The sequence below is a fragment of the Acinetobacter pullicarnis genome (genome assembly GCF_006352475.1).
Lineage (GTDB): Bacteria > Pseudomonadota > Gammaproteobacteria > Pseudomonadales > Moraxellaceae > Acinetobacter > Acinetobacter pullicarnis.
The window spans coordinates 2,306,568-2,321,636 of the sequence record NZ_VCMZ01000001.1 but is presented as its reverse complement, the minus strand read 5'-3'; the positions used below and the strand labels follow the sequence as shown (position 1 = coordinate 2,321,636).

Here is a 15,069-nt window from a genome sequence, read left to right as displayed (position 1 = left end):
CGCACTTTGCTTACATGGAGAGCGGTCGAAATGATTCACACTGTGCTGAAAACACAGTATCCTTATGCCTGTCACTAGGAGCATCCATGTATCAGGTACTTGCACGTAAATATCGTCCGCGTAATTTTAATGAGTTGGTGGGCCAAAGCCATGTTTCCCGAGCTTTAACCAGCGCGCTAGACCGTGGTCGTTTACATCATGCATATTTGTTTACTGGAACCCGTGGTGTCGGTAAAACCACCATTGCACGTATTTTGGCAAAATGTCTGAACTGCGAAACTGGTGTAACATCAACACCATGCGAACAGTGTGCAACCTGTCAGGCGGTGAATGCAGGTCGTTTTATCGATCTGATCGAAATTGATGCTGCGTCACGAACCAAAGTGGAAGACACCCGTGAACTGCTCGATAACGTGCCTTATGCCCCAACCCAAGGGCGCTATAAAGTTTATCTGATCGATGAAGTGCATATGCTTTCAACGCATTCTTTTAATGCGTTGTTGAAAACCTTGGAAGAACCGCCGGCACACGTTAAGTTTTTATTTGCGACGACTGATCCGCAGAAATTACCGATTACGGTGATTTCACGTTGTTTGCAATTTACTTTACGGCCTTTGGCGGTTGATGAAATCACCCAACACCTTGAACAAATTTTAAAAACAGAAGCGATTACCGCGGAACATGATGCACTTTGGCAAATTGCTGAAGCAGCACAAGGTTCTGTACGTGATGCTTTGTCGCTCACCGATCAAGCGATTGCTTTTGGTCAAGGGGAGATTCATCACCAAGATGTAAAAGACATGCTTGGTCTGATTGATCGCAGTATTATTTATGATTTGTTGGCTGCGATTCACCAAAATAAACAACAACAGGTTAGTCAACTGCTGTTGCAGTTTAGGCAGCAAGCCTTAGATGTCGCGTTGGTGCTAGATCAACTGATTTCAACTTTACATGAGTTGGCATTGTTGCAACACTTACCCGATTTAAGCCTGAAATATAGCGAAGAAATTAACCATAAAATTAAAAAATTATCTGCGGTGATTTCAGCACAAGATTTACAGCTGTACTATCAGATTGCCTGTAAAGGCCGTGCTGATTTACAAATGGCGGTGACTCAAGAACAAGGCTTTGAAATGACGGTGCTGCGCTTATTGGCATTCCGTCCGTTGTCGCTTGAAGAAATCTCCTACTCAACGGGAGGATCTGCACAAATTGTACTTGAGTCAAATATCACGGTTGCAGCGCCAACAGAAACAAGTGGCACTGAGCAAGGCATTATTGCAGCGCCTACAGCAGTACAACCACCGCGTACGCAAGCAAAAGCTACGCACGCAGTACAAGCCATGCCATCCTCTCAGCCAACAGCGGTTGTCCACGAGACAGCACAAGAGAGTCCTGTTCCGAATCATGTGGTTGATGTTACTGCCGATCATGTACTGGAAACAGGTACACATACAGCTGAAACCGTGACTTTGACAGAGACAATCGAGCGCGTCGCCCCAGTGGTTCAGCCTGAAATACTTGAGCCGACGGGTGCGGTTGCTGCTACAGCTACCACTAGTCGCTCTGAAGCGCCGGCATTAACCTCATTTATCAGTGCCGCAGATGATCGTCAAACGGCACTACACACGATTGATATTGCATCACTGTCTGACCAAGATGCATTTTTCCTTGATCCGCAACGTGATGCAACGTTGCAAGCCGTCGTAGAGCAACCGATGGTTCCGCAGACCGCAGTTGTTGAACAAAATCAAGTCATTGAGCAAAGTCAAGCGCATCAGCCGTTATTCCAGCAAGAAGCCGAACAGCCACATTTGCAAAATAGCCAAGCAGCGCTTACAGGCGCGACCTCGCAGCCGAAGCAAATGCCACAAGACATTTTGGCACTCGCACCGCAACAGCTGGATGGTGAATGGGATGTACATAAGTGGGAATACTGGTTTAGAAGCAGTGGCTTACCACCAGCAGTACAAGAACTCGCACAGCAAGGTCTGATGACAGGGCAGATTAATGGTGCATCGGTATTTCATACCACTCAACAATATGAAAACTTACTGGCGCAAGCACAGTTTGACTTACAGCAAGCATTGTCCAATCAATGGCCAGACACGCGCTTTAGCGTGGAATACAAAGAAATTGCTGAAATCACGCCCTTTATTTTGCAAAATCAACGCAAAGAAAAAGCCTTTCAATGTGCGACTGATTTACTGCATCAAGAACCTGTCGTGAAAAGTTTGGTTGAAACCTTTGAAGCCGAATTAAACGATATTCAAATCAAATAATGCTGTTTTTCGCTGTGATTTATAATTTATCGGTTTTGCGCTCTACTGTGCAGCGGTAGCGCGCTAGAAATTAGCTTTTATACCCAAGAGCATACCCCACTTTTTTTCTGCTGATTAAATACCAAACAACAGCGGGTCTAGCACATTATTCTTTACTGTGTAAGGATGTGTTTGTCATATATCTGTCAAAGCAATGTCATTAAACAAATCTAATCTGTTTAGCTCAATCTGACCGAGTTTTGAAGATGCCTTCCGATTTCACCCGAAGCTTACGCTTTGTGTTGTTTATTCCTGTTTTATCCTTATTGCTTGCCTGTAATGACTCAGATGATGCGCCACCAACGGATCAGAATCCGTCAAAACCTGCTGTTAAGCGCTGTGCACCTTAAGGATGAGATGAGAATTACACTATGATTACCCGCCGCCAACTGATTGCAAATTCTATTAAAACTGGGCTAAGCGCCACAGCGATCGCTGCCTTTCCTGCCAGTATTCAAAAAGCACTGGCAATTCCAGCCAATAATCGGACTGGAACCATTAAAGATGTTGAGCATGTCGTGATTTTGATGCAAGAGAATCGCTCTTTTGATCATTATTTCGGTACGCTCAAAGGGGTACGTGGTTTTGCTGATCGAATGGCAATTCCATTGGCCAATGACCGTACGGTATGGCAGCAACTACGTAGTGATGGTGCGGTTTTAACGCCTTATCATTTAGATGGTACTTTCAATAATGCGCAACGTGCAACAGGGGTTCATCATGCATGGCGCGATAGCCAAGATGCTTGGGATCATGGGCGGATGGCAAAATGGCCAACCTACAAAACCAATCCATCGATGGGCTATTTCAAACAACAAGAATTGCCCTATCAATTTGCTTTGGCCAATGCCTTTACCATTTGCGATGCCTATCACTGTTCAATGCATACAGGGACCGATGCCAATCGTGCCTTTCATTTAACGGGAACCAATGGTGCTGTGCCGACCAGTACCGCATTTGTGAATAATGAATGGGATGCCATTGATGGTTTAGCTGCCAATATCAATCGTGGTTATACTTGGACAACCTACGCAGAGCGCCTAGAAAAAGCGGGCGTGAGTTGGATTTGCTACCAGAATATGCCAGATGAATGGGGCGACAATATGCTTGGGGCTTTCCGCACATTCAAAAAAGCCAATGTCGATTCTGGTTATCCCGTTTCAAGTGGTGGAGCACCGAATAAACCGTACACCAATAATGGGCAAGCATTGCCTTACCATGCTTATGATGCCAATACGGATAATGCACATAACCCATTGTATAAAGGCATTGCCAATACCTTGCCAGGTGACACTCCTGAGTCCTATCTGGATGCATTTAAACGTGATATTAAAATGGGTAAGTTGCCACAAGTCTCGTGGGTCAATGCACCGTCTATTTATTGCGAACATCCTGGACCGTCAAGCCCAGTACAAGGCGCTTGGTTTATTCAAGAAATTTTAGATGCTTTAACCGCAGTGCCTGAGGTGTGGAGCAAAACTGTCCTGCTCATCAATTATGATGAAAATGATGGCTATTTTGACCATGTACCATCTCCATCTGCGCCCTCTATGCAGGCTGATCAAAGCTTTGCAGGCAAAACCACGCTGACAGATCAAGAAATGTCATATGAGTATTACACCCATCCTGCGCCTGAAGGCAGTAGCTGGCAGCCGAAGAATGACAAAGGGGTTTATGGGCCTGGGCCGCGTGTTCCATTATTTGTAGTTTCACCATGGAGCCGTGGGGGCTGGGTGAATTCACAAGTGTTTGATCACACATCAGTATTACGTTTCCTTGAACAGCGCTTTGGGGTTATTGAAACCAACATTAGCCCATTCCGCCGTGCAGTTTGTGGTGACCTGACCTCGGCATTTAACTTTAAAACACCAAATGATGATCGCCTACCAGAATTAAGCGGAAAGCAATCACGTGCTGATGCCGATGCTTTGCGTGCATCACAACAGCAAAACCCAGCGATGCCGATTCCAACCGATGTGCGTATGCCGATTCAAACGCGCGGTATTAAGCAATCACGTGCTTTGCCGTATGAACTCCATACCAGTGCACGCTGTGAGGCAGAGGGTGCCGTGAAATTGCTTTTTGCAAATAGCGGTCAGCAAGGTGCGGTCTTCCATGTTTATAACAAGCTGAATTTGGGATTAATTCCAAAACGCTACATGGTTGAAGCGGGTAAGAGTTTGGAGGATGTTTGGCAGGTCGATAACGATCATCAAGGGCAATATGATTTGTGGGTTTTGGGGCCGAATGGCTATCATCGCCACTTTAAAGGTGATACCAAACGATTGAAAAGTTTGGACATTAACCCAGAAATTCGGGTGTGTTACGACATTGCCAATGGGAGCCTCTATGTTGATTTCATTAACTTAGGCAATAAAGAAGTCAGCTTTAATGTCAGCCCAGTGGCTTATCGGATAGATGCTGCGATGAATATTAAAGTTGCTGCAGGTACCACCAAGACCCAGCATTGGGATTTGGATGATGCACGTCAATGGTATGATTTTGAAGTGACTTCGAGCAATGATTCCTCATTTTACCGACGCTTTGCTGGACGTTTGGAAACAGGTTTAGATTCGGTTACCGATCCTGCTCAAGCCTAAGTTTTTACTTTTATGGTTCGCCATTAATAAAACACCTTCTATTCAAGTGAGTAGAAGGTGTTTTTAACTCTAGATTGATCCTGTTGTTCAAAGGCCGTGATGTTCAGGTTTGGGATATGCAGGGGTTCACTTGAAATGGGGTTGAATTTTTGGGGGGACGGTGCCATTAATAAATCGCTTGATAAATTGCCAATGCGTCTTCGAGTTGCATTGGGCGGGGATTATTCTGCAATAAGCGGGTTTGCTGCATGGCAGCTTCGGCTAAAAGCTGTAGGCTCGATTCTGGGATATTTAACTGACTCAATTGGAGTATTAGTCCACTTTGGTTCAAATGCCGTTGCATATGATCAATAAATAAATCACATAAACCATCGACACTGCCTGAGCAGCGCGGATCAAGCCATTGGATTAATTCAGCATAATAATGTTTGGCATGTGGCGCATTAAATTTTAAAACTTCAATTAAGACCAAGGCATTGCTGTGACCATGCGCTATATGAAAATGGCCACCTAAGGGATAGGCCAAAGCATGTACGGCGCCAACAGGCGCATTGGCAAAGGCTTGCCCAGCCAACATCGCACCGAGCAACATATTTTGTCGTGCAGCCAAATCTGCGGGCTGTTTGAGCACCAGTGGTAAATTTTGATTGAGTAACAGCAGTGCTTGTTTGGCCAAATGATCTGAATAAAAGTTCTTTTTTAATTTAGAAGTATAGGCTTCTATCGCATGCACCATTGCATCGATGCCCGTGGCCGCTGTGGTTGCTGCGGGTAAATATTGCGTGAAGGTTGCATCTAAAATGGCAACATCTGCAAACAATACTGGTGAGACGATTCCTGTTTTGGTGGTTTCACCGGTGGTCACAATTGAAATGGGCGTGACTTCTGAACCAGTCCCCGCGGTGGTTGGGACCAAGATTAACGGTAGGCGCGGTAATTGAACCTGATCGATGCCATATAAATCTGCAAGTGTTTGCTGCTGTTGCGGATGTGCCAAAATCGCAATCACTTTGGCGACATCAAGGACACTGCCACCGCCAAAACCTAAAACCAAATCAACAGTTTGTGCTTTGGCAAAGTTGACTGCTGCGAAGATGATGGCTTCACTGGGATCGGGTTGTATTGCATCGTACAGACTGTAGTGAAGTTGTAGCTTGTCTAAGATTTCGATAATGGGCAAATGTAATTGATGTTGAAGCATCCCAGCATCAGTGACGATTAAAATATGTTGGTAGCATTGTTTCGTGAAAAGTATTTTTAGTTCTTGGATTGAGCCTAAACCAGAAATAAGCTGCGGGACGCTTTGGAAATGAAATTGGCTCATTAGAATTCCTTTATTATCAGCATAAATTAAACATTATTGTTTTAAAGTTCTATAGGATTCATCCTCCAAATAACTTAACATAAGTCGTTTGAAAAGAAATAAACTTTTGGGGCTGTTATGTCATCTCAGGCGCCGTATAAGGTGTTATGTGTTTGTTTAGGCAATATCTGTCGTTCACCAACAGCCGAAGTGGTTCTTCGTCATTTTTGTACGAATGAGTCGCTAAATGTACAAATTGATTCTGCTGGTACCAGTAATTATCATCCCAACAAAGCACCAGACTTACGCAGTCAAAAACATGCGCTGAGTCGGGGCTATGATTTGTCTTCGTTAAGAGCAAGACAGGTTCAATTGGCTGACTTTATTGATTTTGATTTGATTCTGGCGATGGATCTAGCAAATTTAAATGATTTGAAAACCTTACAATTACAAGCTGTAGCGCATTTTGGTGCACCTGCATTACAGGTGCAGTTGGCTTTGATGAGTGAGCATGATCGTTTATTTCCACAACAGGCATTGCCTGATCCTTATTATGGTGAAGCAGATGGTTTTGAGCGCGTGATCGATCAATGTGAATCGAGTAGTCGTGCTTGGGTCGAGCATTTCCAACAACAACGTTTGAGCACAAGTAATTAAGCAATCATGAGAATTCAACAGCAAGTACAACTTAAACGCTTTAATACGTTGAACTTAGATGCAATCGCCAGTCATTATGTCGAGATTAAACAGCCTGAAGAAATCGTTCAAGCTCTTGATTATGCCGAGCAGCAACAACTCAATGTGATCATTCTCTCAGGTGGGAGCAATATCATGCTGCCGCAACGCTTAAATGGGCTGGTCATGCATATGCAGATTCAGGGCATTGCATCATTATCTGAAGATACGCAATCGCAGCAGTTTCGAGTCGGTGCGGGTCAGGTTTGGCATGATTTTGTGTTGTGGAGCACGGCACAGCGTTGTTATGGTCTGCAAAACTTGGCCTTAATTCCCGGTTTGGTCGGTGCCTCTCCAGTACAGAATATTGGTGCCTATGGTGTTGAAGCGGGTGAGTTTATTGAGTGTGTTGAGATATATGATCGTCAGCAACAATGCTTTAGCCGTTTAAGCCATGTTGAATGCCAATTTGGCTATAGAGATAGCATTTTTAAACAACAGCCAAACCGTTATATTATCAGCCATGTGGTGTTTAGACTGTTGAAACAGCCACAGTTAAAAATCAATTATGGCGATTTAAAAACAGCAATGGGCAATGACTTAAGTCCTGAAAATTTACAGGCACAGGTGATTCAGATTCGCCAAGCCAAATTGCCAGACCCAAAAGAATTTTCCAATGTGGGGAGTTTCTTTAAAAACCCTTTGATTACAGCACAGCAATTTGCAACATTGCTGGCACAATTTCCAAAGCTACCACATTATCCACAAGCGCAAGATCTGGTTAAAATTGCTGCAGGCTGGTTGATTGAACAAGCTGGATGGAAAGGCAAGCGCTTGAATAACGTGGGAATGTTTGATCGTCAAGCTTTGGTCTTGGTAAATTATGCTGATGCCAATTTACTGGATGTACAACAGACGTATCGTGCGGTACAACAAGATGTTTATCAAAAATTTGGCATTCACTTAGAACCTGAACCGGTTTTATTTAATCAAGATGGTCAGATACAACCACATCAGGATCAATGCCAATGAAAGAACGCAACTGGATAGTAAAGCTGCTACGTTTGTTGATCATCGTATCGGTACTTATAGGCTGTCTGGTGTTTTTTTTCTATACACCCTTTTATTCAAATGCAGTAGTACGTACTTTAAATGCATGGGTTCCAGTTGAAGTCAATCAGGTCGCAGCACAGAGTCAGCAGCAGGCAGCACTCACCGAAAGTGAGAATTTAGAGCCGGGTTCTGATTTATGGATTGCACGTCAAGCCTATTTTAAAGTGATAGAAGAAGCATTACATAAGCAGAATGTGCAAGAACTCAATGTGATTCAAGCACGCTATAAAATTCTTCAGCAAGAAATCACAGATGATCGCACTGAGACCAAGCAAAAAAGAACAGGTGGTACGACAGTTCCTGTCAGTGTTCCGTTAAAGGCGGAACAGTTTAATGTTGCTGTGAGTCAAGCCGCACCACAAAATGTGCAAGATTTACTTGATCTTAATCGCACGGATTATAAAAAGCGGATGGATCAATACATGCACTTTTTACAGACCCATCCCATTGATGCAGAAATGGCAGCAAAAATTGATGAGCAGGTCTATAAAGATATTGCACATATTAATACTTTAAATGATTCACCGAAAAAGACTCAGTCACAGCCATATGCGATTGTGGTGCTTGGCGGTGGCTTAACCCAAGATAAAACCAGTAAAGCAATTGTGGTTAATGAATATACACGGCTGCGATTGGAAACCACATTGGCACTAGAACAAAAAACAGATTTGCCAATTGTACTAAGCGGTGTGGAAGCCCCTTATATGCAAGCTTGGTTGGCAAAGCGTGGATTACAAGCCAATTTATTGGAAAATAAAAGCATGAATACTTGTGAAAACACGAGGTTCAGTTCATTGTTATTACAAAAGAAGGGTGGAGCACCAACGGTATTGCTGATTACAGACCGTTACCATATGCCACGAACACGGCGATTGTTTGCATTAAATGGAATTGAAACCATTCCAGTTGAAGCACCAATGCCAACCCAATTAACAGCATGGCAACCAAGTAAACAAAATTATGATCATAGTCGCCGTGCTAATTATGAAACTTTAGCCACAATACGAGATATGTTATTTGGCTCAAGTGGTTGTAGAGAGGTTCCCTAGTGTCTGATATTCCTTTTCTAAATCCAACAATATTAAAACAACTCGACTTACCCGTTCCTAATCGGGAAAATACACCAGATTTATTACAGCCGCTCAATTTAAACAGCAGCTATCATGCTTCCAGAGAAATGTTGGCTTATAGTCGACTTTATGGTTTTGACCAATTGAACTGTGAATATTGGCAAGGCTACATCAAAATGCCTTTATTTAAATTACATGTGCAAGTTTTTAAACCACGTATAGAGCGGGTGAAAGGCACAGTGTGTTTATTACATGGTTATCTGGAGCATAGTGGGATTTATCAACCTATTATTAAAGAATTATTGGCGCAAGGCTTTAGCGTATTAACCTATGATTTGCCCGGTCATGGCCTCAGTGATGGCTCTCCAGCCAATATTAAAAACTTCGATCATTATCAAGAGGTTTTACAGGCCGTTTATCATTATGTTAAACAGGCAAGTCAGTTACCGAAACCATGGTTAGGTATTGGGCAAAGTACGGGTGCCGCAATTTTAATGCATCATTTACTTGAATATGCAGAACGTCGTGAAAATCCAATTGTTGAGCGTGCATTATTGCTTTCACCCTTGATCCGTCCTGCCAAATCGGCATGGTGGCATAACTCGATTGGTCTTGGTATTATTCGTCGCATTAAACGGGAAGTACCACGCCATTTTAGACGCAACAACCACAACCCAGAATTCTTGCGCTTTGTACGCTTAAAAGATCCATTGCAACCGAAAATGATGGGGATGGATTGGATTTTAGCCATGTCAAAATGGATGCAAGAAATGGAACAGCGTCCAGCCTGTCGTATTCCAGTCTGGTTGGCACAAGGTGCACAAGATCAAACAGTTGATTGGCGTTATAACCTTGACTTTGTACGGCGTAAATTCCGTTTGCAAACCTTATTGATGCTTGAGGAAGGCTCACATCAGCTCATCAATGAACGCGCTGATATTCGTGCAGCATTGACCGGGTTAATTCCGGCTTTCTTACATGCGCACTCGACTGGTGACTATTACTAGGTATTGTCAGCATCAGCTGCTGATCACTGGTTACTCATATTCAGCCAAGTTAAATTCACGTATTTAATTTGGCTTTTTATTATTTTATTCAATTGAATACACCGATTATATTGGGTGTTTGAGCTTGGCTTTCTTGAATAAAAAAGGGTTAAAGCAAATGGCTTTAACCCTTTTTTATTTGTTTAAAATCCGCAATATTGTTAGTTTTAAAGTCGCTTAAAACTGCTGAGTATTGGCCAGACTCCACATCCGATAATAGAAGTTATCTTCATCTTTATTTTCACAATTGAGCAATTCACCTGATTTTAACCAGAAATGCAATTGGGCATAGGATTTGATTTCACGGTCATTGATTCGTTGTGCTAAATGATGCGGTCTAATTTCATTCGGGTGACTCAGGCCAGAGGCGGCAATCATTTCAGCCAAGCCTTTGAGCGTGTTTTCATGGTAGTTAAAAACACGCTCCGATTTGGTGGGAACATCAATTGCATTTTGGCGCTCTTTGTCTTGGGTTGCGACACCAACCGGGCATTGATTGGTATGACAACTTTGCGCTTGAATACAACCGACTGCAAACATGAAGCCACGTGCAGAGTTCACCCAGTCAGCACCGGTTGCCATAATGCTGGCAATGTCGAAGGCACTAATGACTTTACCACTGGCGCCCAGTTTCACTTTGTCGCGTAGACCAGCACCCACTAAGGTGTTGTGTACAAACAATAAACCTTCACGCAACGGGGTTCCCATATGATCAATCAATTCCACTGGTGCAGCACCTGTACCGCCTTCGGAACCATCGACCACCACAAAGTCGATGACAATACCCGTTTCAAGCATGGCTTTCACAATGCTCATAAACTGCCAAGGTTGACCAATACACAATTTTAAGCCGACAGGTTTACCATTAGAAAGTTCACGTAATTGTTGGGCAAAGAGAAGCAGTTCAATTGGGGTGTTAAAGGCAGAATGTTTGGCCGGTGAAATACAGTCGCGATCACGTGGAATACCACGAATCTGAGCAATTTCTTCAGTAATCTTATCTTTTGGTAAAATACCACCATGACCAGGTTTAGCCCCTTGTGAAAGCTTGATTTCAATCATTTTAATTTGTGGAATAGCGGCCTGCTCTTTAAAGCGCACAGGATCGAAATGTCCATCTGCATCACGACAACCAAAATAACCACTGGCGATCTGCCATACGATATCTCCACCATTTTCAAGATGATAAGGGCTTAAACTGCCTTCACCTGTGTCATGGTAAAAATGCCCCTTATAGGCGCCTTTATTTAAGGAGCGAATGGCATTGGCACTTAAGCTACCAAAGCTCATTGCTGAAATATTCATAATCGATGCACTGTAGGGCTGAGCGCATTGTTCATTGCCCACCAAGGTGCGGAAACTGGCATGATCTGCAGGGTGGCAAGGATTCATAGAGTGGGTGAGAAAGCGGTAATCTTCTTGATAAACATCAATAATTGAACCAAATGGTTTATCTGCATTTTCATTTTTAGCACGCTGATAAACCAAACTGCGTTGCATTCGCGAAAATGGCAGTTCATCTTGATCGGATTCAATAAAATATTGACGAATTTCTAAGCGGAAGCTTTCAAATATAAAGCGAAAATGTCCCATGATGGGATAGTTTCTTAAAATAGCATGCCGAGTTTGGCGTATATCGTATAATCCTAGTGCAGCAAGGATTATGGTAATCACCCACAGGGTATTAAGCCAAGTATCTGATAAAAAATAATAAATATAATGGTCGGCATTAAAGAAAATCACCCAAGTTAAATAGAGGGCGATAAAAATACAGAGAAACCAAACTGAATATCGCGAAAAAAAAGTGTTAAGTAGCTTATATCTGATGGATTGAGCAGAACTAGGCATTTTTTAAAATGGTCCGTTTTTAATTCAACTTGTAACTTGCCGATAATGCGATAGAAGCTCAAGTACTGAATTGTTAAATATGAAGTTTTGGTTTATTTAATGGAAAAATTAATGAAGTTTAATCAATGTAAGTATTTGGACTAAATCACTTTTCTTAAGTGAAAAGTGATTTAGTGTGAAAATAGCAGGCTGCTGTTACAACGGGATTAAAATGCGAACCTAAGCCTCTTCAGCAGGTGGTAATAACATTAAGATTGAATCATTGAGTAATTGCGCCAGATCCGCTAACACCTCAGGATCTTGCAGGGCTTGGTCAAATGCTAAAACTTCACCATCTGCAATACGTTTCAGGGCATCCACCAAGTCTGGCGAGATGCAAATCGACTCACCATTGCCCCAAAATGCAAAGCTATCTGCTTGTTCGATATATAAAAGGCGCGATGCTGGCTCTAACATGAGTTCATAACCGCTATCTAAAATTTCCAGCAAATCATCTGCTTCAAGTTCATCTGGCTCAGGCAGGTGATCAGGATATTTGGCTTCAGACATTAGTCCAGCCAGAATGCCCTCAATAGCGGTTGAGTTTTGCAACTGTTCTAAAATGTTGGCTTTTAAATAATCCAACTCGGTCTTGGTCATGCTACCAATTGGCGTCGCGTGTTGGCGTGCAAGATCACGCAACGGATTTTTTAAGTTTGTGGTGTCAGCAAAATGGTCGCTAATACGATCCATCATGGTTGCGACATTTGGCATACGGAAGCCAAATGAATAGGTGAGACAGTCATCTTCAGCGACGCCATAGTGCGACAAGCCCGGTGGTACATACAATAAATCACCTGGTGCCAATACTTCATCAAAATTGATTTGCATTTCAGGCAATAGTTTAAGCGGTTGATTCGGCACATATTCAGTGTCTTCATCACACATTTGTCCAAGCTGCCAACGACGATGGCCGTGGCCTTGTACTAAAAACACATCATAAAAATCAAAATGCTGACCGACTGAACCACCACGTGGTGCATAAGACACCATTACATCATCACGGCGCCATTGTGGAATGAAGGCAAATTTTTTCCAGAGTTCAGACAATTCGAAAGAAAAATGATCGACGGCTTGTACCAGTAGGGTCCATTGTTTGGGCAGTTTTTGAAAATCACTTTTTGCCAGTGGCGAAGATTTAACTGACCATTGATTCGGATCTTTGTCTTTTTGCTTAATTAAACGGGCGGTGACGTGTTCTTCGAGGGCCAAGCTTTGCACATCCTCAGGCACCAATAAGTCAGCGATTTCAGGAAGGGCATTCCGCACCAATAAGGGTTTTTTTTGCCAGTATTCTGACATGAATTGTTCGGCGCTTATTCCGCCTAGTACATCAAGGACTTGGGACATAATGAAAACTACACTTAAATTTTCGCTATTGTCCCTTGATCGGGCACTTGGCTGCAAGTTTTATTGCGGGTTAAGATTTTTGCTGTTGTTTTAAATTTTGCCAAACTTGCGTTTCGATCCGCTCTTCATGTTGTTTGATCTCTTTGGTCAATTTCGTCAATTGAGCGTATTTAGATAAATACTGTTCTTGCTGTTTTTTCGATTGGGTATGCACTGGCTTTGTCATTTCATTGATCATGAAATCAAAAGTTTGTTCTGTGAATTGCATTTTCATGTGCACCAGTTGCTGAACTTCAACAGTACGTGGTTTGAGCTGCTTTAAACCATCAAGCGAAACACGTTTCGCGTCTTTGGAAAGATTAAGTATTTGTTGCTCAGAGACCACAGTATTTTCGGGTTTGAGCTGTGCGAATTCCTTTCGAGCGATTTCTAAACGATCAGCAACTTGTTTTTCATTAAGTTTGTAGTCAACCCAATCATCAATTAAAGCTTGTGCTTGTTGGTTTTGCTGCTGGCTAATCATCGTCGCGGTTTGGGCAAGGCTTGGTGTCGCCATACCGATAGACAATGTGCAGACAGCACTGAGCAAAATGATATTTTTCATGTTTAGTAAATCTCAAAAACTATAAACTTGAAATAATATGAACTTTATCTAATGCTTAAGCAAATAAAGTAATAAGAGAGTGAATCATTGTGATGTTGAATCAGGCTGCATGCCTTGAGTTCAAGGCAGCTTGAACTCAAGTTTACGTAAGATATGACACAGCTGAATCAAGGGCAGTCCCATTAAGCTGGTTTGATCATCGCCAGAAATTTTTTCAAATAAACTAATGCCTAGACCTTCACACATAAAACTACCAGCACACTGTAACGGTTGTTCACGCGCAACATAACGCTGGATTTCAACTAAACTTAAGTCACGAAATTGCACCTGAAAATGCTCAACCACGGTATGCTCGAAACCGCTAGATTGTTGTTGCACACTCAGACCTGTACTGAAATAAAGTGTTTGCGCAGATTGTGCTTGTAATTGCTGAATCGCAGCATCGACTGTTAAGGGTTTACCAATAAAAACTTGCGGTGCTTCTGCATGCCATGCCACTTGATCAGAACCAATAACAATCGCATGTGGATGTGCTTGACTAATCACGTTGGCTTTTTCATAGGCCAATCGCATTGCAAGTTCATCTGCATGCTGTTCATTTTGCGGCGATTCATCGATATCGGGTGAAATGCAACGATAGTCCAATCCAAGACGATCAAGTAAGGCTTTACGGGTCTGACTGGATGAGGCCAAAATAATTTCAGCAGCGACCATTAGATTGAATATTCCATTAAAATATTTAAAGGCACATAAGACAGCATGGCTTGATGACAAGCGCTGACTTTAATGCGTGGCGCTTGATTGGCTTGATAAGCTTCAACCCATCGAGTCACGCAAATACACCATAAATCACCTGGTTTTAGTCCCGGAAAGCCAAGCTCTGGAAGCGGGGTAATCAGGTCATTGCCAATTTTTTGTGAAAAGTTTAAAAAATCTGCGCTCATTTCAGCGCAGACGGTATGCTGGCCAATATCTGTGGCTGCAGTATGACAAAAACCATTGCGAAAATAACCACTAATGGGGTCAAAGCAACAGCTAGCCAAGGGTTGGCCTAACACGTTTAAGCCATTGATTTTTGGATCAGGATGTATCGACATAAG

General features: G+C 42.7%; 13 protein-coding genes. 7 read left to right on the top strand and 6 right to left on the bottom strand.

Features of this window, described 5'->3' with window-relative positions:
• Nucleotides 1–86: 86 nt before the first annotated feature.
• The 3 genes from dnaX to FD716_RS10260 all read left to right on the top strand — a co-directional run bounded on the left by dnaX (nt 87) and on the right by FD716_RS10260 (nt 4,921).
• Entirely contained in the window at nt 87–2,282 is a 2,196-nt protein-coding gene (dnaX, locus tag FD716_RS10265) for a DNA polymerase III subunit gamma/tau (RefSeq protein ID WP_139852260.1), read from the top strand.
• 245 nt (nt 2,283–2,527) lie between these two features.
• A complete protein-coding gene (locus FD716_RS18885) occupies nt 2,528–2,671 on the top strand; it encodes a hypothetical protein (protein ID WP_171477019.1) in 144 nt (47 codons plus the stop codon).
• A 21-nt stretch (nt 2,672–2,692) separates the two neighbouring features.
• Nucleotides 2,693–4,921, top strand: coding sequence for a phosphocholine-specific phospholipase C (locus FD716_RS10260; RefSeq protein ID WP_139852259.1), 2,229 nt, complete (start codon nt 2,693–2,695; stop codon nt 4,919–4,921).
• A gap of 166 nt (nt 4,922–5,087) precedes the next feature.
• On the opposite strand, the gene FD716_RS10255 is transcribed toward FD716_RS10260, so the two are convergent.
• Entirely contained in the window at nt 5,088–6,245 is a 1,158-nt protein-coding gene (locus FD716_RS10255) for an iron-containing alcohol dehydrogenase (RefSeq protein WP_139852258.1), read from the bottom strand.
• Between the two features lie 117 nt (nt 6,246–6,362).
• Here FD716_RS10255 and FD716_RS10250 point away from each other — a divergent pair, with 117 nt between their 5' ends.
• Genes FD716_RS10250 through FD716_RS10235 form a run of 4 tightly spaced genes read left to right on the top strand, consistent with a single transcriptional unit; the run spans nt 6,363 to nt 10,089 of the window.
• Nucleotides 6,363–6,881 carry a low molecular weight protein-tyrosine-phosphatase gene (locus FD716_RS10250; protein ID WP_139852257.1) on the top strand — a complete coding sequence of 173 codons (519 nt, stop codon included), beginning with the start codon at nt 6,363–6,365 and terminating at the stop codon, nt 6,879–6,881.
• Nucleotides 6,882–6,887: 6 nt separating this feature from the next.
• The gene (gene murB, locus FD716_RS10245) at nt 6,888–7,931 is read left to right on the top strand and encodes a UDP-N-acetylmuramate dehydrogenase (protein WP_139852256.1); all 1,044 of its coding nucleotides are present in this window, start codon (nt 6,888–6,890) and stop codon (nt 7,929–7,931) included.
• The gene (locus tag FD716_RS10240) at nt 7,928–9,061 is read left to right on the top strand and encodes a YdcF family protein (RefSeq protein WP_139852255.1); all 1,134 of its coding nucleotides are present in this window, start codon (nt 7,928–7,930) and stop codon (nt 9,059–9,061) included. Before murB ends, FD716_RS10240 begins: the two co-directional genes overlap by 4 nt.
• Nucleotides 9,061–10,089 carry an alpha/beta hydrolase gene (locus FD716_RS10235; RefSeq protein WP_139852254.1) on the top strand — a complete coding sequence of 343 codons (1,029 nt, stop codon included), beginning with the start codon at nt 9,061–9,063 and terminating at the stop codon, nt 10,087–10,089. Before FD716_RS10240 ends, FD716_RS10235 begins: the two co-directional genes overlap by 1 nt.
• A 216-nt stretch (nt 10,090–10,305) precedes the next feature.
• On the opposite strand, the gene FD716_RS10230 is transcribed toward FD716_RS10235, so the two are convergent.
• From FD716_RS10230 to FD716_RS10210, 5 genes are all read right to left on the bottom strand, one after another.
• Complete coding sequence (locus FD716_RS10230; protein WP_139852253.1) at nt 10,306–11,976, bottom strand: FMN-binding glutamate synthase family protein; 1,671 nt, start codon at nt 11,974–11,976, stop codon at nt 10,306–10,308.
• Between the two features lie 219 nt (nt 11,977–12,195).
• Nucleotides 12,196–13,365 (bottom strand): ribosomal protein uL16 3-hydroxylase, encoded by a 1,170-nt coding sequence (locus FD716_RS10225; protein ID WP_139852252.1) that lies wholly within the window; start codon nt 13,363–13,365, stop codon nt 12,196–12,198.
• 70 nt (nt 13,366–13,435) lie between these two features.
• Nucleotides 13,436–13,969, bottom strand: coding sequence for a hypothetical protein (locus FD716_RS10220; RefSeq protein WP_139852251.1), 534 nt, complete (start codon nt 13,967–13,969; stop codon nt 13,436–13,438).
• A 120-nt stretch (nt 13,970–14,089) separates the two neighbouring features.
• Nucleotides 14,090–14,683, bottom strand: coding sequence for a Maf family protein (locus FD716_RS10215; RefSeq protein WP_139852250.1), 594 nt, complete (start codon nt 14,681–14,683; stop codon nt 14,090–14,092).
• Nucleotides 14,683–15,066, bottom strand: a complete 384-nt coding sequence (locus tag FD716_RS10210) for a DUF2237 family protein (protein ID WP_139852249.1) — start codon at nt 15,064–15,066, stop codon at nt 14,683–14,685. The genes FD716_RS10215 and FD716_RS10210 overlap by 1 nt, the downstream gene beginning before the upstream one ends.
• Nucleotides 15,067–15,069 lie beyond the last annotated feature (3 nt).